Genomic DNA, 22,064 nt, shown 5'->3' with positions numbered 1-22,064 from the left:
GACCCTGTTGACCCTGTTTCTCCCGTTGGACCCGTTTCTCCTGTTGATCCTGTTGGTCCAGTTAATCCTGTTACTCCCGTTTCACCTGTTGATCCCGTTGGTCCTGTTATTCCCGTTAACCCTGTTGACCCAGTTTCACCCGTTAACCCTGTCGCTCCGGTTGCTCCCGTTGATCCCATTAGTCCTGTTGATCCCGTTACTCCCGTTGGTCCTGTTTCTCCTGTTGATCCTGTTACTCCGGTTGACCCTGTTGACCCTGTTTCTCCCGTTGGACCCGTTTCTCCTGTTGATCCTGTTGGTCCAGTTAATCCTGTTACTCCCGTTTCACCTGTTGATCCCGTTGGTCCTGTTATTCCCGTTAACCCTGTTGGACCAGTTTCACCCGTTAACCCTGTCGCTCCGGTTGCTCCCGTTGATCCCATTAGTCCGGTTGCTCCCGTTGATCCCATTAGTCCTGTTGATCCCGTTACTCCCGTTGGTCCTGCTTCACCCGTTATTCCTGTTGGACCAGTTATTCCTGTTGAACCAGTTTTTCCTATTGGACCGGTAGCCCCTGTTTCACCCTTTAATCCTTTTTTTCCTCTTTCCCCCTTTTTTCCTTCTTTACCTCTTCTTCCTCTTTCTCCTTGATCCCCAATTGCACCCGTTACTCCTGTTGGTCCAGTGGCGCCTGTTGGACCAGTAGGGCCATGGCTAGAAGGTGGATCTGGTGGGAAAGGTGGTCTTGGTGGTGGCACAAAAATACACCTCTTTTAGTTTTCTTTCTTCATATTTTATATATCTAAGCACAATTTGGTTTCAATAAATCCAGAAATTTTCAAATAAAAGCTCTAATCACTATTTATCATTCAAAGGTGAAAACTAATAAATAAAAGTGAGTTAGAGCAACTAATAGAATAAATTACTATTTTAAATAAATAGTTATCCACTTGCACTTTAATAGCAAAGAGTTCAGAAAAAACTGTTAGACCTAGTAGAATAGTAGGATAGTTAAATTTAATACTGAGCTACTTAATCCTACAGTAATTTATATTTCAATCTGATTCACCTAAGAAATATTGAAAATAACAGGCAGCATTATACAAATTAATATATCTAAATCTGTTGCTACATTATTTGCTGAAACAATATTGTGAACCAGAAGAGATATGTAATTAATTGAAATAAAAGTTATTAACCAGTAGTTCCTCTATTTTGAAGAATAAAAAACCCTACTTACTTAAAATCTTCCATTCATTACAAGACGAAAGATTATAAATAAAGTAGGGTAAAGCAAGACATTATCATTCTATTCTTTAAGAATCAAAGTTAATTAATTGATAGTCCAGCGCTAGCATAACCAGCAACAACAGTTGCAAGATCTAGTCCATCTGAGTCTGCTGTAAATACTACTAATACTCTAGTTCCTGCAGTCACAGGAATATTTGGTAATGCTGCTGTAACCGAACTGATTGCACCCAAGGCTAAAATACCTGATAAACTTGGAGTCAATGGTACACTTGCGACCTGAGTAAAGATATTATTCGGTGTCGGGGAAGTATAAACTCTAGCTGTGATTGTAATTGTGCCTAATAAATTTAAGGCTGCAGTTGTGCTAAAGTATGCAGAAATTGAAGTTAAAACTCCTGCACGAGGCATAGAAAATGCTAAGTTTTGTAATAATCCTGGTCCACCTGCTAAATTGATTGGTCCTCCAAGAAGTGTTACAACAGTCCCAGAGTCGCCGAATCCAATTAATCCTTGTGTTCCAGCTGTATTAAATAAAGCTGATGTTAATTCTACTGGAAGACCTGATGCAAATGGGATGATTGCGGATGCTCCTGGTATGCCTGTTGCTCCTGTTACTCCAGTCGCTCCTGCTGTTCCTGGTGCTCCTGTCGCCCCTGTTGCTCCTGGTGCGCCTGTCGCTCCTGTTGCTCCTGTCGCTCCTGCTGTTCCTGGATCTCCTGTTGCCCCTGTCGCTCCTGTCGCTCCTGTCGCTCCTGTCGCTCCTGCTGTTCCTGGTGCTCCTGTTGCTCCAGTTGCTCCTGGTAATCCTGGATCTCCCGTTGCTCCTGTCGCTCCTGTTGCTCCCGTTGCTCCTGTTGCTCCTGCTGTTCCTGGATCTCCCGTTGCCCCTGTTGCTCCTGGTGCACCTGTCGCTCCCGTTGCTCCTGGTAATCCTGGTGCACCTGTTGCTCCCGTTGCTCCTGGTAATCCTTGTGCGCCTGTTGCTCCCGTTGCTCCTGGAGGTCCTCCTGAAGGTCCAGTTGCTCCTGTTGCTCCCGTTGCTCCCATCGGACCCATTGGTCCCATTGGCCCCATTGGACCCATTGGTCCCATATGTCCTCTTTTTCCTCTTTCTCCGTCGTCTCCGTCTTTACCTCTTTTTCCTCTTTCACCTTGAGGGCCTGTTACACCCGTTGGGCCAATTTGGCCTGCTGGGCCTGTTGGGCCTGTTGGACCTGTTGGACCTGTTGAACCAAATGGTGGAAATGGTGGTTCTGGTGGAAATGGCGGAAATGGCGATCTTGGTGGTGGTAATGGCAATTAAAAACACCTCTCGTTTAATAAATTAGTTGTACAATTTATAGTATAAAAAAAGGACAAATTGGTTCGTTCTCATTACAAAAATGAGTAATAAATGGAAAAAAATAGGTGATTATTCTATTTAAATTCTTTTTATGATTGACCGAAATCGCCTAAAAAGAGAAAAAACCAGGAATCAATTAGATTCCTGGTTCTTTACTCTTACTCTAAATTATACTAAGTTGATTTATCATTAGCCCCTTAACTGAGCATTATGACTTTCTTCAACTGCTTTTAATACTTTTTGATGAGCTTTTGTAACTTCTTCGTCTGTTAATGTACGCTCTGGATCAAAATAAGTTAGTGAAAAGGCAACAGATTTTTTACCTGCTTCCATTTTATCACCTTCATATAAGTCAAAAATGATTGCATCTTTTAATAGTTTTCCACCTGCTTGACGAATTGTAGATAAAATATCTCCAGCAAAAACAGTTGAATCTACTACAAGTGCCATATCACGATTCATAGCTGGGAAACGTGGAATTGCGTTATATAAAATATCATCTACTTCTGTATTGAATAATTTTGCTAGCGATAATTGGAAAACATATGTCTCTTTAATATCCCATTCTTTTTCGGTTACAGGATGTACTTGACCAACGAATCCAATTTCTTCGTTATTTACTAATATACTTGCTGTTCGACCTGGATGTAGGTCTTCTTTTTTTGCAGCAACATAAGAAATTTTATCAGAAAGGCCTAATTCATTAAATAAACCATCTAATATTCCTTTTACTACATAAAAATCAACAGCTTTTTTCTCACCTTGCCATGCATGCTGTAACCATGCTCCTGTTAAAGCACCTGCTAAATACTCTTCTTCACGTGGAAGTTCATTTTTCTCTAATGTTAAGAAAACTGAGCCTGTTTCAAATAATTGTACATTTTCCTCTTTACGAGCAACATTATAAGCTACTGCATCTAATAGATGAGGTACTAAACTAAAGCGTAATTCACTTCGTTCTTCACTCATTGGTAAAGATAAACGAACTGGCTTAGCTTCACCAGTTTCTAATGCAAAACGTTTTACTTTACTATTACTAGTTAGTGAATAAGTAACTGCTTCAAATAATCCTGCATGTTGTAAAAACTGACGAGCTTTACGGCGTTTTGCTTGATATACAGTTAATTGTCCACGGCTAGCTACTCCTGTTGGCAATGTTGCAGGGATATGGTCGTATCCGTACATTCTTCCTACTTCTTCAACTAAGTCTTCTTCAATCGTAATATCTCCGCGGCGACTAGGAACTGTGACTGTGAAAAGTTCTCCATCTTGTTTCGCTTCTAATCGTAATCGACGGAAAATATCTTTAACCGTATCAGCATCAATTGAAGTACCAAGTACATTATTTATTTTGCTAACTGAAACAGAAACTTCTGGTGCGTTATTAACAATATGATTAGCAACTACAGTGCCCTCTACAATCGTACCTCCTGCAAGCTCTGCCATTAACTGCGCAGCACGTTCAGATGCAGAGTAAGTACGAGATGAATCAATTCCTTTTTCAAAACGAGCACTTGATTCACTACGTAAACCTAGGTCTTTTGATGTTTGACGAACTGTTTGACCCTTGAAAACAGCTGATTCAATTAAAACATCTACAGTGTTCTCATCAACCTCAGTTGTTTGACCACCCATTACACCAGCAATCGCAACTGCTTCCTTTTCTGTCGCAATCACTAAATGATGCGGTTGTAATGTACGTTCTTCTCCATCTAATGTTGTAATTTTTTCATTAGATTTTGCATGTCTAACGATGATTTGTTTACTATTAAGCTTGTTGTTATCAAATGCATGTAATGGTTGACCGTATTCAATTAAAATATAGTTTGTAATATCAACAATATTATTAATTGGGCGAATACCAGCACTCATTAAACGAGCCTGCATCCATAATGGAGAAGGAGCAACTTTTACACCCTTAACTAATTTCGCGCTATAGTATGGTGCATCTTCCTTTGATTCTACTGAAACATTAATAAAGTCTGCAGATCCAGTCTCTTCAGTTCCAACAGTTGGTAGTTTCACTTCTTTATCTAAAATTGCAGCAACTTCATAAGCTACTCCAATCATATTTAAACAATCCGCACGATTTGGTGTTAAACCTAATTCTAATACAGCGTCATCGCGGTGTAGAACTTCTAATGCATCCGCTCCAACTTCTGCATCATTAGGTAAAACGAAAATTCCGTTCGAAAATTCCTTCCCAACTACTTTCCCTTCAACTCCAAGTTCTTGAAGAGAACAAATCATTCCTTCAGAAACTTCACCACGCAATTTTGCTTTTTTAATTTTGAAGTTTCCAGGTAATACCGCACCAATTTTTGCAACGATAACTTTTTGACCTTTAGCAACATTCGGTGCACCACAAATAATTTGTACAGGCTGTTCTTCTCCAACATCTACTGTACATTTAGATAATTTATCAGCTTCTGGATGTTGTTCACGTTCCATTACATAGCCTACTACAACATTTTTTATTCCTTCAGAAAGATTGTTTACACCTTCAACTTCAATACCAGCTTTTGTGATTAATTTTGCAAGTTCTTCTGGTGTTACACCACTTAAATCAACGTATTCTTGTAACCATTTTGTTGAAACAAACATGTTTTGTCCCCTCCTACCTTACATTTGTTGGAATTGCTTTAAGAATCTAATATCGTTTGTATAGAAATGACGAATATCATCAATGCCGTATTTTAACAGTGCAATACGCTCAGGACCCATTCCAAATGCAAATCCTTGAACTTCCTTCGAGTTGTAACCAGCCATATCAAGTACATTTGGATGAACCATACCTGCACCTAAAATTTCGATCCAACCTGTATGTTTACACATATTACAGCCTTTTCCTCCACACTTCATGCAAGAAATATCCATTTCTACTGATGGTTCAGTAAATGGGAAGAAACTTGGACGTAAACGAATTTCTCTATCTTCACCAAACATTTTTTTCGCAAAAAGTTGTAATGTTCCTTTTAAATCACTCATTGAAATGTTTTCACCAATTACTAACCCTTCAATTTGCATAAATTGGTGTGAGTGAGTAGCGTCATCATCATCACGACGGTAAACTTTTCCTGGACAAATAATTTTGATTGGTCCTTTTTCTACATTCGCTTCCATTGTTCTTGCTTGAACTGGAGATGTATGAGTTCTCATTAATGTTTCTTCTGTAATATAGAATGAATCCTGCATATCACGAGCAGGGTGACCTTTTGGAAGATTTAGTGCTTCGAAGTTATAATAATCTTTTTCAACTTCAGGTCCTTCAACAACCTCATAACCCATTCCGATAAATAAGTCTTCAATTTCTTGAATGACTGCTTTTAAAGGATGCACACCACCAGCTTGAACAGGACGTCCTGGTAATGTTACATCGATACTTTCGCTTTCTAATTTTTCATTAATGGCATTTTGTTCTAGTAAAACTTGTTTAGCCTCAAGTTTTTCTTGAATTGCTGCACGTACTTCATTTGCAACTGCTCCCATTTTTGGACGCTCTTCAGGAGATAAATCCTTCATTGCTTTCATTGCCTCTGTAATTGGACCCTTTTTTCCAAGGTAAGCGATACGTACTTCATTTAAGGCTTTTAAATCTTGAGCCTCTTCAATTTGTTTAATCGCTTCTGCTTGTAAAGAAACTAAACGCTCTTGCATCTTTATTCCTCCTATACCTCTACCATTTTTTTCATACATTTTTAAACATAAAAAAACCTCGCTCCCAAAAAGGGACGAGGATTGATCGCGGTACCACCCTAATTAACAGTTAATGCATAGTTGCACTTACTAACTGCTCACTTCATTCATGTAACGGTCTATTAGACCGAGTCGCCTTTACATATATAATGGTCCCGGCGCCAGCTCAAGAGGTGAATTCAATTTAATTTCCTATAAAAGTGCTTTCAGTCTTAGGCACTTTCTCCCTATATAGGGTACTTAAATTTACTAGTCTCTATCATCGCTTTTATATATTAAATTTTCTTAACTTATTATAGTGATATTTTTGAATTATTGCAACTGCTCTACATATGATTTTCTATCACTTTATCTTGATGACTCCACAAAAAACTAATTCATTATGGGACGAGAATCATATAAATAATTGAATATAGTCAAATTGGAGGAATTTTTGATTTGAAAATTAGAAATCAGTTAATAGTTGGAATTTCAATTATTATATTATTAACCATCTCAATGTTTACTTATAACTTTAATATAGGTAAAAAAATATTAAATCAATTTCATTAATAGAAAATCAAACGGATGATGTAAGTCACGCAAAGGAAGTAGTATTTTTGCTATCTGGGATATGCCAAAAAAAAGCAAAAAAGATGCAGAATATGCACCTCTTTTTTTATAAGCTATACATTAATATTCCCGCTGCGATACCGACGTTTAATGATTCTGCTTTGCCGTAAATTGGGATATAAAGGTTTTCATCTGATAAAGTAAGTAGGCTAGAATTAACTCCTTTTCCTTCATTGCCAACAATAATTGCAAATCGATTAGATGCTTTGATTTCATTAAACGGTTTTGCATTTTGTAATGAAGTTCCGTATACAGTTATACCCTGTTCTTTTAACTCCGAAATCACTTCGAATAAGTCTCCACGTAAAATAGGCATATGGAATATAGAGCCTTGTGTTGAACGAATCGTTTTCGAATTATATAAATCGCTTGTCCCTGTCCCAAGTATAACTGCATCAAATCCGGCTGCGTCCGCCGTTCTGATCATAGTACCAACGTTTCCAGGATCCTGTACTTCATCAATTAATAATAATTTAGAGACGTTTTCAAAGTTTACTCTCATATATGAAAATTCGATAATTGCATATATACCTTGTGTCGTTTCGGTTTCACTTAATTCTTTACTAACTTCTTTAGAAATATATGTTAACTCAAAAGAGCCCGGTGAAAAGTTTGATGGGATGTCGATTTCTTCAGAAATTAATAAATGAAGTATCGGTGCATCATTCTTAATTGCTTCTTCTACTAGATGAAAACCTTCTACAATATATTGTTTTGATTTCTCTCGACCCTTTTTTGTATGTAGTTTTTTCCAAGATTTAACAGAGTTATTTTGTATCGAATCAATTCGTTTCATATTATAACCTTATACCTTTCTTCGTATATCATAAAGTTAATAATACATAAATTTGATACTGTTTACAAATACTACTTAAAGCACAATATGAAAGGAGAATACAAATGAATTTCAACATTCGTGGAGCAGTTCTTCACAATATTACTGGTAATAAAAGTGATCAATTAGAGGCAACAATCGTAGATGCAATTCAAAGTGGTGAGGAAAAAGTATTACCTGGATTAGGTGTTTTACTAGAGTTATTTTGGAATCATGCTTCAGAAGAGCAAAAACATGAGTTATTAGCTGTTATTGAAAGCGGAGTACAAGGTTAACAAGGTACACCTTCACTTTGTTTTAGCCTTTTTTAACTTAAAAAAGTAGAAGCCTCGAACAGATTGCTCGAGGCTTCTTTTGTTAATTATTGTTTTTTTAGATCTTCTATCGAATCAATATCCATATATTCTGGAACAGTTAATCCTAATTTTGTACCTTCTAAGTTCGGTCCAAGATTAACTAGCTTACTTTTATATTCATTTATATAATCACTATGTGTAGTTGGTAGCCATGCTGCTACTAATGCATCTGCACTTCCGTCAGCCACACCTGCAAACATAGGGCCTGCTTCAACTTGTTTTAAAGTTACATCATAACCATGTTGTTTTAATACTGTACCTATCACATTCGTACTGGCAATTTCTGATTCCCAAGCAACATATACAAGGCTTACTTTTTCTCCATTGCCTTTAGGCACATCTTTCGTCCACTTGGCTACGATATCATTATTTTTTTCCACCCATTTTTTAGCAGCTTCCTCTGGCTTTGTTCCTTCTTGTACATCACTCATTACGTTTTCCATATCAGAAGGTTTCCAATAAAATTGATTAAGAATTTTGTAAGCACCAGGATTTTCTTCTTTTAATCCTTTACGTACAATCGTGTGAATCGATTCATCTTTTCCAAATGAACCTTTAGGATCTTCTAAATACTTCAATTTATATTTTGTAAACATCCAGTGAGGCGTCCAGCCTGTAACAATGATTGGCTCTTTTTGATCATAAGCTTTTTTGAGTTCTGCAGTCATTGCAGCTGAAGATCCTTCTTTTAAGGTCCAATCTTTTAAGCCATAATCACTCATTGCTTTTTCGGTAGCCTTCATCAAACCTGCTCCTGGATCAATCCCTGTAATTTCATAATGTACCTGATCCCCTACTTTATTAGTAGACGTTTGGTCTTTTGTACCTACAGTAAAGGCAGTAGCAATGAAAGAAATGAAAAAGATTAGAGTAAAAAAACCATATACGTATTTTTTAGTAAACTTATTTCCATAAACAGGTTTACGTAAGTTTTGTGAGATTCTGTCTAAAATGATTGCAATGATGACAATTGATAGACCAGCTTCGAATCCTTCACCAACTTTAATTTGTGTAACAGCACGATAAACCTCTGCACCTAAACCTGGCGCACCAACTAATGATGCGATAACGACCATCGAAAGTGATAACATTATACTTTGATTAATACCTGCTAAAATCGTAGGTGCAGCCAATGGTAGTTGTACTTTTACGAGTTTTTGCCAAGTAGTTGAACCAAATGCATTTGTCGCTTCTATTAAGTCATTAGGAACTTCTCTTATACCAAGATTGGTAAGTCTAATTGTTGGTGGTACTGCGAAAATCACCGATGCTAAAATACCTGGCACAACACCAATCCCGAAAAAGAGAATTGCTGGTATCAAATACACAAATGCCGGCATTGTTTGCATAAAATCGAGTATCGGCGTAATGACTTGTTTCACTCGATCGTTTTGCGAAGCCCATATACCAAGTGGAATCCCTATGACCATCGTTATAATAACCGAGGATAATATTAATGCTAATGATTCAATTGTTGCATCCCAAAGTCCTAAATTATCGATTAATAGTAAACCTATAAATGTAAATAACCCTACTGTCCATCGACTTGTATAAAACGCTAAAAGCGATATTAATACTATTAAAACAATCGACGGTCCCATTCCTAAAACCTTCACAAAGATATCTAATAGGGTTTCTGTGATGTTTGTGATTGTACTGAATAGCGGATTGAAATATTTAATGATCCAATCAACGATTGTATCAATCCAATCTGCTAACGGTAATTTATGCATCCCCATTACATTAACCCCCTTTAATATTTAAATCTTCTTTTTTACCCGCAAGTGCTCCAATTACCGCACCTCTGATAATGACACCTTTTAATCGGTTTTCTTTGTCAACAACAGCAAGTGGGAGAACGGAAGTCGCAAGCGATTCGATTACATCTGTAAGAAGTGTATCTTCAGAAACTACCACAATATCTTTTTGCATGACTTCTTCAACACTTTTATTTTCTTTCAGTGCATGCGATGCGTCATCAGCTGTAATTGCTCCAAGTAATTTTAATCTACGATCTACAACAAAAATACTTGAATATCCTTGATCTCTCATGATTTGCAGAGCTACCCTAGGACCACGGTCTGGCGTTATTCTTTCAGCACGCTTAAGAACATTCGCTGCTGTTAATACTTTTGACAAATCAACATCTTCTACAAATCGCTCTACATATTCATTAGCTGGATTCACCATAATTTCTTCAGGCGAACCAATTTGAATAATATGGCCATCCTTCATTAGTGCAATTCGGTCACCAATTCTTAATGCTTCATCAAGATCATGGGTAATAAAAATAATTGTCTTTTTCATCGTCTCTTGTAACTCTAATAATTCATCCTGCATGTCTTTTCTGATTAATGGATCGAGCGCACTGAAGGCCTCATCCATAAGCAAAATATCAGTATCACTTGTAAGAGCTCTCGCTAGACCAACCCTTTGCTGCATACCTCCACTTAGTTGTGAAGGGTATTGATTTTCATAGCCTTTTAAGCCAACAATTTCTAAAGATTTTTTTGCTTTTTCTGTTCTTTCCAATGCAGAAATATTTTGTATTTCAAGACCATATTCCGTATTTTCAAGAACTGTTTTATGTGGGAATAATGCAAAGTTTTGAAATACCATGCTAATCTTTTTTCGTCGAACATCCCTTAACTGCTGAGCATTCATTTTCACTATATCTTCATCATCTATCAGAATTTGACCAGTTGTTGGGTCGATTAATCGATTTAACATTCTTATTAATGTCGATTTACCGCTGCCTGATAAACCCATAACCACAAATATTTCACCTGGATAAATTTCAAAATTCGCATCATTTACACCTATTGTTACGCCAGTTTCTTTTAAAATTTCTTTTTTTGAGTAACCTTTCTCAAGTAATTTTATGGCATTCTTAGGCGATTTACCGAAAACCTTCGTCACATTTTTCACTACAACTTTTGATTTCATCAACTCACCTCGTTTTAAAATTTTTAAAATAAAACCTTTTTCTAATACAACTTTCTTTTATATTGAAGGCAGCTTTTTAAAGAAAGAATATTCCAAAAAATAAACATGCAATATAGCGTGAAAATTAAGGATGTTTTGTAAAATATTGTTTAAAATCAGAGTTTCAAAAGCAACATTTTTTAGAAAGCATCTAAAATAAAAGTAGCCAAGTACTTAAAAAGTCTTGGCACGCTACTATTTTGTTTCTATTTGAAGAAGAATTGTCGCTCCAGGACCATTTAAAGGTAGTGGAATGTTTATCTGCTATTAATGTTAACAAGAAACTATGACAAAACTATGTCAGAACAATGTTAACACTAATACATTTGATTACAGAGTTTTAGCCAAATTATTCCATTTTTTAAGTTATATTGTTCTGAACCTCTCGGACCCAAGCGTTTTGCTATTGTCAATAATTATTACAGAAAAGTAACGATTTTTAACTAAACTTAATAAAAACTTGGCTTTTCCCACTAAAAAGTATTCCAAAAAAATATTTTTAAATTGAATAGTATTAATAGGAGCAATAAATTCTATTACTCTTAACAAAAATAAACAAAATAAAAACCCCTCAAGAGGATGCTTGAGGGATTTGTTTACTTAGTTATAAGTTAAACGATCAACTGTTTCACGATCTAAACGTTTAATAACTTCTACAATCAGCTTGACTGTATTTTCATAGTCATCACGGTGTAGGATTCCAGAATGAGAATGAATATATCTAGTTGGAATTGTAATTGCAAGCGATGGTACACCTTTCATTGTGATATGCATTGCGCCTGCATCTGTTCCTCCACCAGGCATTGCTTCATATTGATACGGAACTCCGATTTCTTCAGCTACATTTACAACAAACTCACGCAAATCTTTATGAGAGACCATTGAAGCATCATAAAGAACAATTTGAGGACCTTTTCCTAATTTACCTTGTGCTTCTCTTTCTGATACTCCAGGCATATCACCTGCAACACCAACATCTAATGCGAATCCAATATCTGGTTCAATTTTATATGTAGATGTTCTAGCACCACGTAGACCTACTTCTTCTTGTACTGTACCAACACCAAACACGATATTTGGATGCGGTTGGTTTTGTAATTGTTCTAATACATCAATCGCAATTGCACAACCAATACGGTTATCCCATGCTTTTGCTAATAATAATTTTTCATTTTTCATTGTTTGGAATTCAAAATAAGGAACGACTTGATCCCCAGGACGCACTCCAAATTCTAATGCCTCTTCTTTACTTGAAGCACCGATATCAATAAACATATCTTTAATATCGACTACTTTTCTTCTCGCTTCAGGACTCATAATATGCGGTGGTTTTGATCCAATAATACCTGTAACATTACCTTCTTTAGTAGAAATCGTAACGCGTTGAGCTAGCATTACCTGAGACCACCATCCACCGATTGTTTGAAAACGTAAAAAGCCTTTATCATCAATCTGTGTAACCATAAATCCAACTTCATCAAGATGCCCAGCAACCTCAATTCTTGGGCCATTAGCATCTCCTGTTTTCACAGCAATTAAGCTACCTAAATTATCTGTCGTAACTTCATCAGCAAAAGGCGTTATATACTTCTTCATTACTTCGCGTGGTTCATGCTCAAAACCAGCTACACCATTTGCATCTGTTAACTCTTTTAACATTTGTAACTTAGCATCTAAAGTAGACAAGGTCATCCATCCTTTTTTCTAATTAAAGTTTATGTACATTATCTATTATACAATTAGCGTATCTTTTTGACAAAATCATAAGAATATTAAATGTTTAGCCTACTTCCTTTACTCTTCCTTTTGGACCATGTTGAAAAGTAGCTTTCTTCCAATTTCCAAAAAAGTAGTAAAGGATATGACATAATACTGCTACTGTAAATGCAATTCCAAAACTCCACCAAATACTTAAAAAGCCATACTGATGTCCTAAATAATATGCGATTGGATTCCGAACTAGCCACATCGCACAAAAAGTAAATAATAATGGAGGCATAACTGCTCCAGTTGATCTGACTACACCTGAAAGAACCAGTGTTACCCCAAATAAGATATATGGCCAAAACATAATATAACTAATTGTAATCCCTAAATCAATTGCATGACCCGTCGTTGGTAAAAATAATGAAAAAGCTTCTTCGCTAAAAATATTTAATAAAAGAACTAGACCACCTGTCCAAATCACATTGAACAAAACACCGTTTAAAGCAATACGGCCTATTCTTTCTAACTTACCGGCACCAATACACTGTGCTACCATAGATGTCACTGCTCCACCAATTGCCATTGCAGGCATTTGAATATAACTTGAAAGCTGGAATGCTACCCCAAAAGCAGCTGTTGATTCAGATCCAAAAGAATTAACTAAATGAAAGAGTGCTAAATTTGCTGAAGATACAACAATCATTTGTAAACCCAGCGGTATACCTTTTACTATTAGTACCTTTATTAAGCCCCAATCAAATCTAACTAAGTTTAACTCTTCTTTTTGTAGTCTTAAAAAATACTTCCTTGAATAAATCGTTATCACTAATAAAATAAAACTAATTGTTTGAGCTATTAAAGAAGCCAAACCAGATCCTGATATTCCCATTTCAGGAAAAGGGCCAATTCCTTTAATGAAAAATGGATTTAATATCACATCTAATCCCACAGATAGAAGTAAAAAGTAAAATGGCGTTTTCGAATCACCAGATCCTCTCATAATCGCCATAACTAAAGTGTAAGCAAACATAAATGGCGTACCTAAAAACATCATACGAGTATAAGAAATCGCAAAATCAATTGTATCTCCCGGTGTATTCATAAGCTTTAAGATGGTTGGAGAAAAAACAAATCCTATGATGGCTACTATTAAAGAGAGGGCAATAAATAATGCTAAGCTTGTACCTACTACTCTTTTCGCTTCATTAATATTCTTGGCACCTATATTTTGTGCAACTAAAATAACAGCCGCCATAGAAATTCCAAAAATAGCTCCAGATAAGAAGAACATTAATATATTGGCATTAGAAGTAGCTGCTAAAGCTTGTTCACCTAAAAATTTCCCTACCCAAATCGAGTTAATCGATCCATTTAAAGACTGAAGTACATTTCCTAATAACATTGGCAATGAAAAGAAGAATAATGTTTTCGCGATAGGTCCTTCAGTTAATTGATTGCCTTGTAGGTTTTTTGGCTTAAACATCATATTCCTCCATTTCTATAAAATAGTACTCTATTACTCATCGTAACAGAATAATTGTCATTAGATAAATAATTCAATCATCAATTTATTACATATTCCAATCAAAATTCACACTAATTTCATAAATACGATTTGAAGGGAAGAATATTTAAGCTTACAATGTATAAGTACATTTTTAAATACAAACCTTGGAGACAATAATGATTACAACAACTGTATTATATAAAGAAGCAAAAAGTTTTATTACACAATGCTACGAAGAGCTTAATATCGCTGAACGAATAGAAGAACGTTTAAAAGATATTGAAATTGAAATTAAATCAACTGGCTTTTATACACATACCTATGAAGAAATCGAACATGGTGCTAAGTTAGCTTGGAGAAATAGTAACCGGTGTATTGGTAGATTATTTTGGGATAAACTTCACGTTTTAGATGCTCGTCATATTAACGATGATGAAGGTGTAAAACAAGAAATCATTCATCACATCAGTTACGCAACAAATTCTGGTAAGATTCTTCCGACCATTACAATTTTCAAACCTTACTTAGGTGAAAATAACTGTATTCAAATTCATAACCATCAGCTTCTGCGATATGCTGGCTATGAAACAGATCAAGGTATCATTGGTGATCCCATCTCAATTCCTTTTACAAAAAAATGTGAAAAACTAGGTTGGGAAGGAAAGAAAACAAATTATGACTTGTTACCGATTGTTTATTCTATAGATGGACAAAAGCAAAAATGGTTTTCTGTTCCTCGTGAAGTCATTTTAGAAGTTCCAATTGAGCATCCTGAATTTGATTTTTCATCATTACAAGCAAAATGGTATGCAGTACCAATGATTTCAGATATGCGGTTAGAAATTGGAGGAATCACATATAGTGCTGCTCCATTTAATGGTTGGTACATGGGAACTGAAATTGGTGCACGAAACTTCGCTGACGAATTCCGTTATAATATGCTTCCTCAGGTGGCAGAATTGATTGGATTAGATACAAAAAGGAACAGTACATTATGGAAAGACCGTGCATTAGTTGAATTAAATATCGCAGTTTTATATTCTTTCAAAAAAAATGGTGTTAGTATTGTTGATCACCATTCAGCAGCTCAGCAATTTCAACAATTCGAAAAACAAGAATCAGCATGTGGAAGAGAAATTACAGGTAACTGGGGATGGCTTATACCTCCAATGTCGCCAGCAACAACGCATATATTCCATAATAGATATGAGAACACAATCATCAAACCTAATTTTTTTCCCAACAATAAAAACACTTAAAAGTATTAATCATTGCTTGATGAACACTAATCAAAAAAGAACAAAAATAAAGCGTGCTAAGAAACATTTTCTGAGCACGCTTTTTTCCGTTTTAAAACAATTCCATTTCTCACCTTCTCACTTGTTAATTTTGTTAAAATGAAAATATCCAGATTTCAAATTAAAGGTAAAAAGGAGAATTCAATGATACTTTTTAAAAATAAACACGTAACCGTTTTTCAAAGTGCATTATTTCAGACGAATTCAACAGTTGTTGAAACAGAGGATTGTATTATAGTAGTTGATCCAACTTGGCTTCCGAATGAAATTAATGAAATTAGAAAGTATGTAGATGAAATTAGAAAAGAACGACCTATTTATTTATTCTTTACTCATGGCGATTTTGACCATGTAATTGGTTACCATGCCTTCCCAGATGCAACTACAATTGGAAGTATCCATCTACATAATCACCCTGAAAAAGAAATCAAGGTAGGAAAAATTAAACAATTTTATTTAGATCATTATATTCAACATAATCATCCTATTCGATTTCCTGAAATTGATTTGATCATATCCGAAGACGAACAAACAATTAAAATTGGGAACACAACTTTAGTTTTTTATCTGTCACCAGGACATACAAAGGATGGTTTATTCCTTTATATTGATCAGTTAGATGTTTGGATTACAGGGGATTATTTATCTGATTTTGAGCTTCCAATCGTCTTTGATAGTGTAAAAAGTTATTACAAAACATTGGAAAAAGCATCTGAATTGATAACAAACAAACAATTTTCATTATTGATACCAGGTCACGGTAAAGTAAGTGATTCAAAGGTAGATGCAATCAATCGTATTTCCTTTGCAAAAGATTATTTAACCCGTCTACAGCAAGCTGTACAAAATGAAGATGAACAAGCAATCAGTCTTCTAGAAAAGGAATTTTTATTTCCGTCTGCATTTACTAAGTTTTGTCATGAGTGCAATGTTAAGAATATGAGAAGAGAATATTGTCTTTCTTAAAAGGTTCAGTCAACGCATAGCCTGAAAATCTAATAAAATAAAAAAATCCTTAACATCTACATGTTAAGGATTTTTAATGATATTATTTTAAGTTAGCTTTTGCAGCGTTTGCTAATTCAGCAAATGCTTTTTCGTCTGTTACTGCAATGTCAGCTAACATTTTACGGTTAACTTCGATACCAGCTAATTTTAAACCGTGCATTAAACGGCTGTAAGAAAGACCGTTCATACGAGCAGCCGCGTTGATACGAGTGATCCATAATTTACGGAAATCACGTTTTTTCTGACGACGGTCACGGTATGCATACATAAGTGATTTCATCACTTGTTGGTTTGCAACTTTGAATAATGTATGTTTTGAACCGTAATAACCTTTTGCTAATTTAATAACCTTTTTACGACGAGCGCGTGTAACTGTACCGCCTTTAACTCTTGGCATATTATTTCCCTCCTAGATATCTATCTAATCCGTTATCGTTCTTATTTCATGTTTGTAAGCATGAAGCGAATACGTTTGAAATCGCCTTTGCTTACTAATGAAGCTTTACGTAATTTACGTTTTGCTTTAGTAGATTTATTAGCGAATAAGTGGCTAGTGTATGCACGACCACGTTTTAATTTACCAGATCCAGTCTTTTTAAAACGTTTTGCTGAACCACGGTGAGTTTTCATTTTAGGCATATCGTGTTTCCTCCTCAAATAAATTACTTTTCGTTTTTAGGTGCTAAGACTAAGAACATACTACGACCATCCATTTTTGGATGTGTCTCAACAGTTGCAACTTCTGCACAAGCAGCCGAGAAACGGTCAAGTACTCTTTGTCCTATTTCCTTATGCGTAATAGCGCGTCCTTTGAATCGTATAGACGCTTTAACTTTATCGCCTTTTTCTAAGAACTTAATTGCATTACGAAGTTTTGTGTTAAAGTCATGCTCTTCAATAGTAGGACTTAAACGAACTTCTTTCATGCTAATAATTTTTTGGTTTTTACGGCTTTCCTTGTCTTTCTTTTGTTGCTCAAAACGGAATTTACCGTAGTCCATGATACGACATACAGGTGGTTTTGCCGTTGGTGCAACCATTACTAGATCAAGGTTAACATTAGATGCTAACTCTAGAGCCTCTTGTTTAGTCTTGATACCAAGTTGATCTCCGTTAGGACCAATTAAACGAACTTCACGTGCACGAATTCCTTCGTTTACCATCATGTCTTTGCTAATAGTAAAACACCTCCAGGGTATTGTAAGAATTACCTTAATTTGTTTTTATTGAAGCAAACCTCAAACTCAATAAAAAAGTGTGGGTATATAAATACACCCACACTGACAGTATCAAAGTAATAATGATTCTGTTACCTGACAACAGCCTACAGCGTCATCCAGGTGAGAAGCGGGTGCTTCTACTTCAAACAAATAAGTATTCTTTTCTTACGTTACTATAACATAGCGACACGATGTTGTCAAGATTCGTATGTTTTATTCGCAACGAAATTTATTATAGCAAAGAAACTTATTTATGACAATCATTTTTTTATTTTCATAAAATTCATTTCGATTTTTCTTGTGTAAAGTCTTGTAAAGTATGTATGTGTACCCGTTCTTGAAAGATATTTTGAATAGTAACAATTAGTGCTAAATCTACTGTTGCTGTGTATAAATGAATTCTTTTTGGTGCGATTGCAGCTAATGGAACAATCAATTCATTATCAATGTATTCCCGGTTTTTGATTTCTTTTCCATATTCCCTTAATAGCTCTTTTGAAATTGGTAAAAGTAAATGATCATACACACTAAATTTCCCATCATAAACAATATGGACATTCGGAATAAGTGAATCTGATTTTAATACTTGTTGTCTTAAATTTTCAATTAAGTTTTGATATTCATTTTCTAATTTGTATTCATCGATTGCGATTTCACATACATAGGCTAGCTGCTTATTATATTCTTTTAAGCGAAATGTAATGAACGAATCAAAACTAAAGCTTATTCCGTCCTTTACATATTGAAAAATTGCGTTAGTAATCAATTGTTTGCTTTTCCGTATTTTCTTCTGGTTTGGTACGCTTCTTCTTGTCCCTCTTAATAAGGACTGTGCAATTGGAATGATTTGCTGTTGTTCAACTTCCTCATAGAAAAAAGATGTATGTAAAATGGATTGAATCCACTTATCTTCTTTTTGAAGTAAAATAAATTGTACTAGCGTTGGCACTAAGATACTTTTTATTAACTCTTCAGTATTTTGAGGAAAAGTAATTAATAATGTATTCATTTTGTGTTTTCTTAGAAAGTATGGTCTCGATTGATTTTTTAAGCGTTTTTGTAATCGGTCGTAGACATAAGCTGCATCAATGGGTTCATTGAAAAAAATTTCAATCACCCTGTTCCCCCCTTTCAAGCACCACCTAGTCCTATATATATTAAGAAGTGAATTAAAAAATGCCGTAAAATCACTTAGAATCGTGATTTTACGGCATTTTTGTTTTTATGATGTGAAATGTCTTCGATTTGAACCAGAAATACTGATTGGCTTCGCTAAATATTTAACGCGATCTACAATGCGAGCTGCTTTTACTCGTTCTTCTTCTCCGCGTTGAGAATATGTTAAATGGTGTTCTAACTGAGTTATATCTGCGTTTGAAGTAAAGAAGGTTGGTAATTTTTCAAGCATACGATATTGAAGAATCGTACCTAATATTTCATCCCTTGCCCAACTTGACATTTGTTCGGCACCTATGTCATCAAGCATTAATACTTCAACTTTTTTAACAGCTTCTATTTTTTCTTCTAAAGTTCCTTCACTAATTGAGCTTTTTAATTCACGTAAAAACTCAGGTAAATAAACAAGCATTGAAGAAATTCCTTCTTCTGCTAATTCATTCGCGATTGCACCAAGAATATATGTTTTACCTACACCAAATGGACCGTGTAAATATAACCCTTGCATCATTTTTCCTTTTTCATAGTTCATAATAAATTGTCTTGCAGCTGAAATAGCTTCAAATCGCCCAGAATCATCTAAAGATAAATTAGACATAGAAGCTTGTAGCACATCTTTCGGTAAGTACAAACACTTAATTAAAGCTTCATGTTTTTTACGCTGATCATTCTTTATGCCATTTGGACATCGATCATACTGAACATCAATTCTTTTTCCTTGTATGATTAAATGCGGATGATAGCCCTGAACCAAATTTTTACATCCCTCAAAAGTAGGGCAATCATGACATTCGACACTCTGACCTATATACTCATAAAGCTTATTTAAGCTTTTATCGATCATATCATCTGTAATTTCATTTTTATTTTGAATTAAAAATGGTGCAACTTTTGGGTGACTGCGGACTTCATGTCGCATTTTTTCAAATGTATCTTGGAATTGTTTATTTTTCATTAAGGCAGAGAATGCGTTTTGAATAGGTTCCATTTCGTCCTCCCATTACCGTTTTTTCTTATTTTTGAACATCTCAAGTTCTTTTTCTAATCTTTTTCTTTCTTCATCTACTGAAGTATCATTTGCCTCTGGAGTAATTGGAGCTGCAGTTGCTTCACTTGGCTGTAACCAGTCAGGTACGATTTCTGTACGAATTGCTTTATTTCGTCTATTCCCCGTTCTTGCCTTCGCAACTGTTGTACCCTGTCTTGTCTCTTCAAATTCTTTTCGAGCAAGATCCATCGCTTGCTTAACAGTTGTTACACCTTTTCTTGCCCAGTGGCTTGCAATTTTTATTATATAATTTCTAGATAATTTCTTATCTAAACGAATCATTACATAGTCAATTAATACATTTGCTACTCCAGGAAGTAACTTTTGATCAATCATAATTTCTTCAATAATTTTTAAATCTGCCTCACTTGGCTCTGCACCGCCAGAAATCTCTTTTAAATACTGACGAGGTGAAATCGTTTCAAAGCATTGTATTAGTTTTTCTTCCTGTGTAGTTGGTTCAGCTTTCAGCTCTCTATGCTGAATTGGTTGAACCTTCTCAACGATTGTAGGCAATGCTTCATGATGTTGAAATTGATACCATTCTCTTGCTTCTAAACGAAGAGATTCAGTATTAATTTTATTTTCATCGTTTAATGCACGCATGACTATCGTTTTCATTTGAATTGGGTTAATTCCATATAAAAATGCTAGCTTTAAAATAGTTTCTTTAACTTCTGCAGTAAAAGAACGTTTAGGAACAAATGAATCTGATAAACCATCTAAAAATAAATCATAATCAAACTCTTCCATTTTTACAGAAATCTTTAAAGGCTGTTGCTCTTTTAACAACCTTGTATTTTCCGTATCACTTTGAGTGATCTCATTACTTTTTTGTATTTCATGTAGTTGTTCCATTGTAACGGTTTGAAAAACAGAATCAAACGACCTTGAAATATCACGATAGCCTTCTTTTGAAAAAGCCTGTCTACTAAAAAAGTTTTTCGCACGTTGATATTGAGTTTTACCGATTGTTTTGAAAAGGAAGATATTTAATATAGGATCTTCAAAAAAAGAATGGGGATCAAGCGGAGATTGAAGTTCATAAAGTAACTTCTTAGTACCTTCTTCGGACCCTTCATACACTTTAAGTAAACCGATTCCTTCTAACATTAATCTTTGCTCATAAATTGTCTTTAAATTTGTTCTCATCCCAAGCATTAAAGAATGATGTGTTAAATTATTTGGATTGAGGTCTGTTTGTTCACATTCACTCCATAAAGTCATGTACAAGCTTAATGCCTGACTTCCGATGATTGGTTGATACAACATCGTCAATACCTGTCTGTGGAAATTATGTAAATATCCTGCAGCCATTACCGTGTAAGGATCTGCAGGTAGAACATCCATCCAATGTTGCTTATCAATAGACATTCAAACAATCCTTTCTTGTATCAAAAGAGCGAAGTATTAATCGTCCTTACCTCGCTCTTTGCTAATTAAATCTTTTAATTCATCAATGAATACATTTATATCCTTGAATTGACGATAAACTGATGCAAATCGAACATATGCAACTTCATCAACTTTAGATAAATGCTCCATAACCATTTCACCTAAAACTTCACTTGGAACCTCAGATGTACCACTATTTTTTAATTCTTTTTCTATATTATTAATAATGCCTTCAAGTTGAGATAATGATACAGGGCGTTTTTCGCATGCCTTAATAAGACCTCTTAACATCTTATCTTTACTAAACTCTTCACGAGCTCCCTCTTTTTTAACAACTAAAATAGGATTATCCTCTACTCGTTCAAAGGTAGTAAAACGATGCTGACATTCTTCACATTCACGTCTTCTTCTAATTGATCGACCTTCATCCACTGGTCTGCTATCAAGTACTCTTGTCCCATTATAATTACATGTTGGACATCTCATCGTTTCATTTCAACTCCAAACACAGTTTTGTTAAACAGACTATTATAACTCTATACTATAACAAAATTCAAATAAACTAAAGCAAGAAATGTGGAAGGCGTTCGCTCTGCCCCGACAAGCATAAGACGATGAACAGATAAGGTTGCTTTTTAACCTTAACTGG

At 35.2% G+C, this 22,064-nt stretch carries 19 protein-coding genes and 2 other annotated features; of the genes, 3 read left to right on the top strand and 16 right to left on the bottom strand.

The window, feature by feature from the left end:
- From ACX6U0_RS20870 to ACX6U0_RS20850, 5 genes are all read right to left on the bottom strand, one after another.
- The coding region (locus ACX6U0_RS20870) for a collagen-like domain-containing protein (protein WP_464961744.1) at positions 1 to 737 on the bottom strand (737 nt) is incomplete at its 3' end.
- A 571-nt stretch (positions 738 to 1,308) separates the two neighbouring features.
- Positions 1,309 to 2,529 carry an exosporium glycoprotein BclB-related protein gene (locus ACX6U0_RS20865; protein ID WP_464961743.1) on the bottom strand — a complete coding sequence of 407 codons (1,221 nt, stop codon included), beginning with the start codon at positions 2,527 to 2,529 and terminating at the stop codon, positions 1,309 to 1,311.
- Positions 2,530 to 2,761: 232 nt separating this feature from the next.
- Positions 2,762 to 5,176, bottom strand: a complete 2,415-nt coding sequence (gene pheT, locus ACX6U0_RS20860; protein ID WP_464961742.1) for a phenylalanine--tRNA ligase subunit beta — start codon at positions 5,174 to 5,176, stop codon at positions 2,762 to 2,764.
- An 18-nt stretch (positions 5,177 to 5,194) separates the two neighbouring features.
- Entirely contained in the window at positions 5,195 to 6,229 is a 1,035-nt protein-coding gene (pheS, locus tag ACX6U0_RS20855; protein ID WP_464961741.1) for a phenylalanine--tRNA ligase subunit alpha, read from the bottom strand.
- A 67-nt stretch (positions 6,230 to 6,296) separates the two neighbouring features.
- Positions 6,297 to 6,540: a binding site (T-box leader), on the bottom strand.
- Between the two features lie 386 nt (positions 6,541 to 6,926).
- Complete coding sequence (locus tag ACX6U0_RS20850) at positions 6,927 to 7,676, bottom strand: TrmH family RNA methyltransferase (protein WP_464961740.1); 750 nt, start codon at positions 7,674 to 7,676, stop codon at positions 6,927 to 6,929.
- A gap of 104 nt (positions 7,677 to 7,780) precedes the next feature.
- Here ACX6U0_RS20850 and sspI point away from each other — a divergent pair, with 104 nt between their 5' ends.
- Positions 7,781 to 7,990: a small acid-soluble spore protein SspI gene (gene sspI / locus ACX6U0_RS20845; RefSeq protein ID WP_464961739.1), complete on the top strand. Its 210-nt coding sequence runs from the start codon at positions 7,781 to 7,783 to the stop codon at positions 7,988 to 7,990.
- An 86-nt stretch (positions 7,991 to 8,076) separates the two neighbouring features.
- On the opposite strand, the gene ACX6U0_RS20840 is transcribed toward sspI, so the two are convergent.
- From ACX6U0_RS20840 to ACX6U0_RS20825, 4 genes are all read right to left on the bottom strand, one after another.
- Positions 8,077 to 9,810: a glycine betaine ABC transporter substrate-binding protein gene (locus tag ACX6U0_RS20840; protein WP_464961738.1), complete on the bottom strand. Its 1,734-nt coding sequence runs from the start codon at positions 9,808 to 9,810 to the stop codon at positions 8,077 to 8,079.
- Between the two features lie 4 nt (positions 9,811 to 9,814).
- Positions 9,815 to 11,017: a quaternary amine ABC transporter ATP-binding protein gene (locus ACX6U0_RS20835; protein ID WP_464961737.1), complete on the bottom strand. Its 1,203-nt coding sequence runs from the start codon at positions 11,015 to 11,017 to the stop codon at positions 9,815 to 9,817.
- 639 nt (positions 11,018 to 11,656) lie between these two features.
- Positions 11,657 to 12,748: a M42 family metallopeptidase gene (locus ACX6U0_RS20830; protein WP_464961736.1), complete on the bottom strand. Its 1,092-nt coding sequence runs from the start codon at positions 12,746 to 12,748 to the stop codon at positions 11,657 to 11,659.
- 88 nt (positions 12,749 to 12,836) lie between these two features.
- Entirely contained in the window at positions 12,837 to 14,246 is a 1,410-nt protein-coding gene (locus ACX6U0_RS20825; protein ID WP_464961735.1) for an MATE family efflux transporter, read from the bottom strand.
- Between the two features lie 200 nt (positions 14,247 to 14,446).
- Between ACX6U0_RS20825 and ACX6U0_RS20820 the strand changes: the two genes are divergently transcribed.
- Complete coding sequence (locus ACX6U0_RS20820; RefSeq protein ID WP_464961734.1) at positions 14,447 to 15,529, top strand: nitric oxide synthase oxygenase; 1,083 nt, start codon at positions 14,447 to 14,449, stop codon at positions 15,527 to 15,529.
- A gap of 183 nt (positions 15,530 to 15,712) precedes the next feature.
- Positions 15,713 to 16,534, top strand: a complete 822-nt coding sequence (locus ACX6U0_RS20815) for an MBL fold metallo-hydrolase (RefSeq protein ID WP_464961733.1) — start codon at positions 15,713 to 15,715, stop codon at positions 16,532 to 16,534.
- Positions 16,535 to 16,616: 82 nt separating this feature from the next.
- Here the strand turns inward: ACX6U0_RS20815 and rplT are convergent, their stop codons facing one another.
- From rplT to nrdR, 7 genes are all read right to left on the bottom strand, one after another.
- Positions 16,617 to 16,973, bottom strand: coding sequence for a 50S ribosomal protein L20 (gene rplT, locus ACX6U0_RS20810; RefSeq protein WP_088002945.1), 357 nt, complete (start codon positions 16,971 to 16,973; stop codon positions 16,617 to 16,619).
- Positions 16,974 to 17,014: 41 nt separating this feature from the next.
- A complete protein-coding gene (rpmI, locus tag ACX6U0_RS20805; protein ID WP_025568429.1) occupies positions 17,015 to 17,215 on the bottom strand; it encodes a 50S ribosomal protein L35 in 201 nt (66 codons plus the stop codon).
- 23 nt (positions 17,216 to 17,238) lie between these two features.
- Complete coding sequence (gene infC / locus ACX6U0_RS20800; RefSeq protein WP_142289526.1) at positions 17,239 to 17,739, bottom strand: translation initiation factor IF-3; 501 nt, start codon at positions 17,737 to 17,739, stop codon at positions 17,239 to 17,241.
- An 80-nt stretch (positions 17,740 to 17,819) separates the two neighbouring features.
- Positions 17,820 to 17,945: a sequence feature (ribosomal protein L20 leader region), on the bottom strand.
- A 134-nt stretch (positions 17,946 to 18,079) separates the two neighbouring features.
- Complete coding sequence (gene ytxC / locus ACX6U0_RS20795; RefSeq protein WP_464961732.1) at positions 18,080 to 18,913, bottom strand: sporulation protein YtxC; 834 nt, start codon at positions 18,911 to 18,913, stop codon at positions 18,080 to 18,082.
- A gap of 105 nt (positions 18,914 to 19,018) precedes the next feature.
- Positions 19,019 to 19,960: a primosomal protein DnaI gene (gene dnaI, locus ACX6U0_RS20790; RefSeq protein WP_464961731.1), complete on the bottom strand. Its 942-nt coding sequence runs from the start codon at positions 19,958 to 19,960 to the stop codon at positions 19,019 to 19,021.
- Positions 19,961 to 19,972: 12 nt separating this feature from the next.
- Positions 19,973 to 21,394, bottom strand: a complete 1,422-nt coding sequence (locus ACX6U0_RS20785) for a replication initiation and membrane attachment family protein (protein WP_464961730.1) — start codon at positions 21,392 to 21,394, stop codon at positions 19,973 to 19,975.
- A 36-nt stretch (positions 21,395 to 21,430) separates the two neighbouring features.
- Positions 21,431 to 21,901 (bottom strand): transcriptional regulator NrdR, encoded by a 471-nt coding sequence (gene nrdR, locus ACX6U0_RS20780; RefSeq protein ID WP_464961729.1) that lies wholly within the window; start codon positions 21,899 to 21,901, stop codon positions 21,431 to 21,433.
- Between the last annotated feature and the right edge of the window lie 163 nt (positions 21,902 to 22,064).

This window comes from Gottfriedia sp. ABJ_BB2_2, assembly GCF_055484705.1.
Note: the sequence above shows the minus strand (reverse complement) of the source record. Positions and strands in the feature narration are given on the sequence as shown.

Bases quoted from the DNA above. Each gene is read 5' to 3' on its own strand.
- pheT (WP_464961742.1), bottom strand. From the start codon at position 5,176: ATGTTTGTTTCAACAAAATGGTTACAAGAATACGTTGATTTAAGTGGT.
- pheS (WP_464961741.1), bottom strand. From the start codon at position 6,229: ATGCAAGAGCGTTTAGTTTCTTTACAAGCAGAAGCGATTAAACAAATT.
- ACX6U0_RS20850 (WP_464961740.1), bottom strand. From the start codon at position 7,676: ATGAAACGAATTGATTCGATACAAAATAACTCTGTTAAATCTTGGAAA.
- sspI (WP_464961739.1), top strand. From the start codon at position 7,781: ATGAATTTCAACATTCGTGGAGCAGTTCTTCACAATATTACTGGTAAT.
- ACX6U0_RS20840 (WP_464961738.1), bottom strand. From the start codon at position 9,810: ATGGGGATGCATAAATTACCGTTAGCAGATTGGATTGATACAATCGTT.
- ACX6U0_RS20835 (WP_464961737.1), bottom strand. From the start codon at position 11,017: ATGAAATCAAAAGTTGTAGTGAAAAATGTGACGAAGGTTTTCGGTAAA.
- ACX6U0_RS20830 (WP_464961736.1), bottom strand. From the start codon at position 12,748: ATGACCTTGTCTACTTTAGATGCTAAGTTACAAATGTTAAAAGAGTTA.
- ACX6U0_RS20825 (WP_464961735.1), bottom strand. From the start codon at position 14,246: ATGTTTAAGCCAAAAAACCTACAAGGCAATCAATTAACTGAAGGACCT.
- ACX6U0_RS20820 (WP_464961734.1), top strand. From the start codon at position 14,447: ATGATTACAACAACTGTATTATATAAAGAAGCAAAAAGTTTTATTACA.
- ACX6U0_RS20815 (WP_464961733.1), top strand. From the start codon at position 15,713: ATGATACTTTTTAAAAATAAACACGTAACCGTTTTTCAAAGTGCATTA.
- rplT (WP_088002945.1), bottom strand. From the start codon at position 16,973: ATGCCAAGAGTTAAAGGCGGTACAGTTACACGCGCTCGTCGTAAAAAG.
- rpmI (WP_025568429.1), bottom strand. From the start codon at position 17,215: ATGCCTAAAATGAAAACTCACCGTGGTTCAGCAAAACGTTTTAAAAAG.
- infC (WP_142289526.1), bottom strand. From the start codon at position 17,739: ATGGTAAACGAAGGAATTCGTGCACGTGAAGTTCGTTTAATTGGTCCT.
- dnaI (WP_464961731.1), bottom strand. From the start codon at position 19,960: ATGGAACCTATTCAAAACGCATTCTCTGCCTTAATGAAAAATAAACAA.
- ACX6U0_RS20785 (WP_464961730.1), bottom strand. From the start codon at position 21,394: ATGTCTATTGATAAGCAACATTGGATGGATGTTCTACCTGCAGATCCT.
- nrdR (WP_464961729.1), bottom strand. From the start codon at position 21,901: ATGAGATGTCCAACATGTAATTATAATGGGACAAGAGTACTTGATAGC.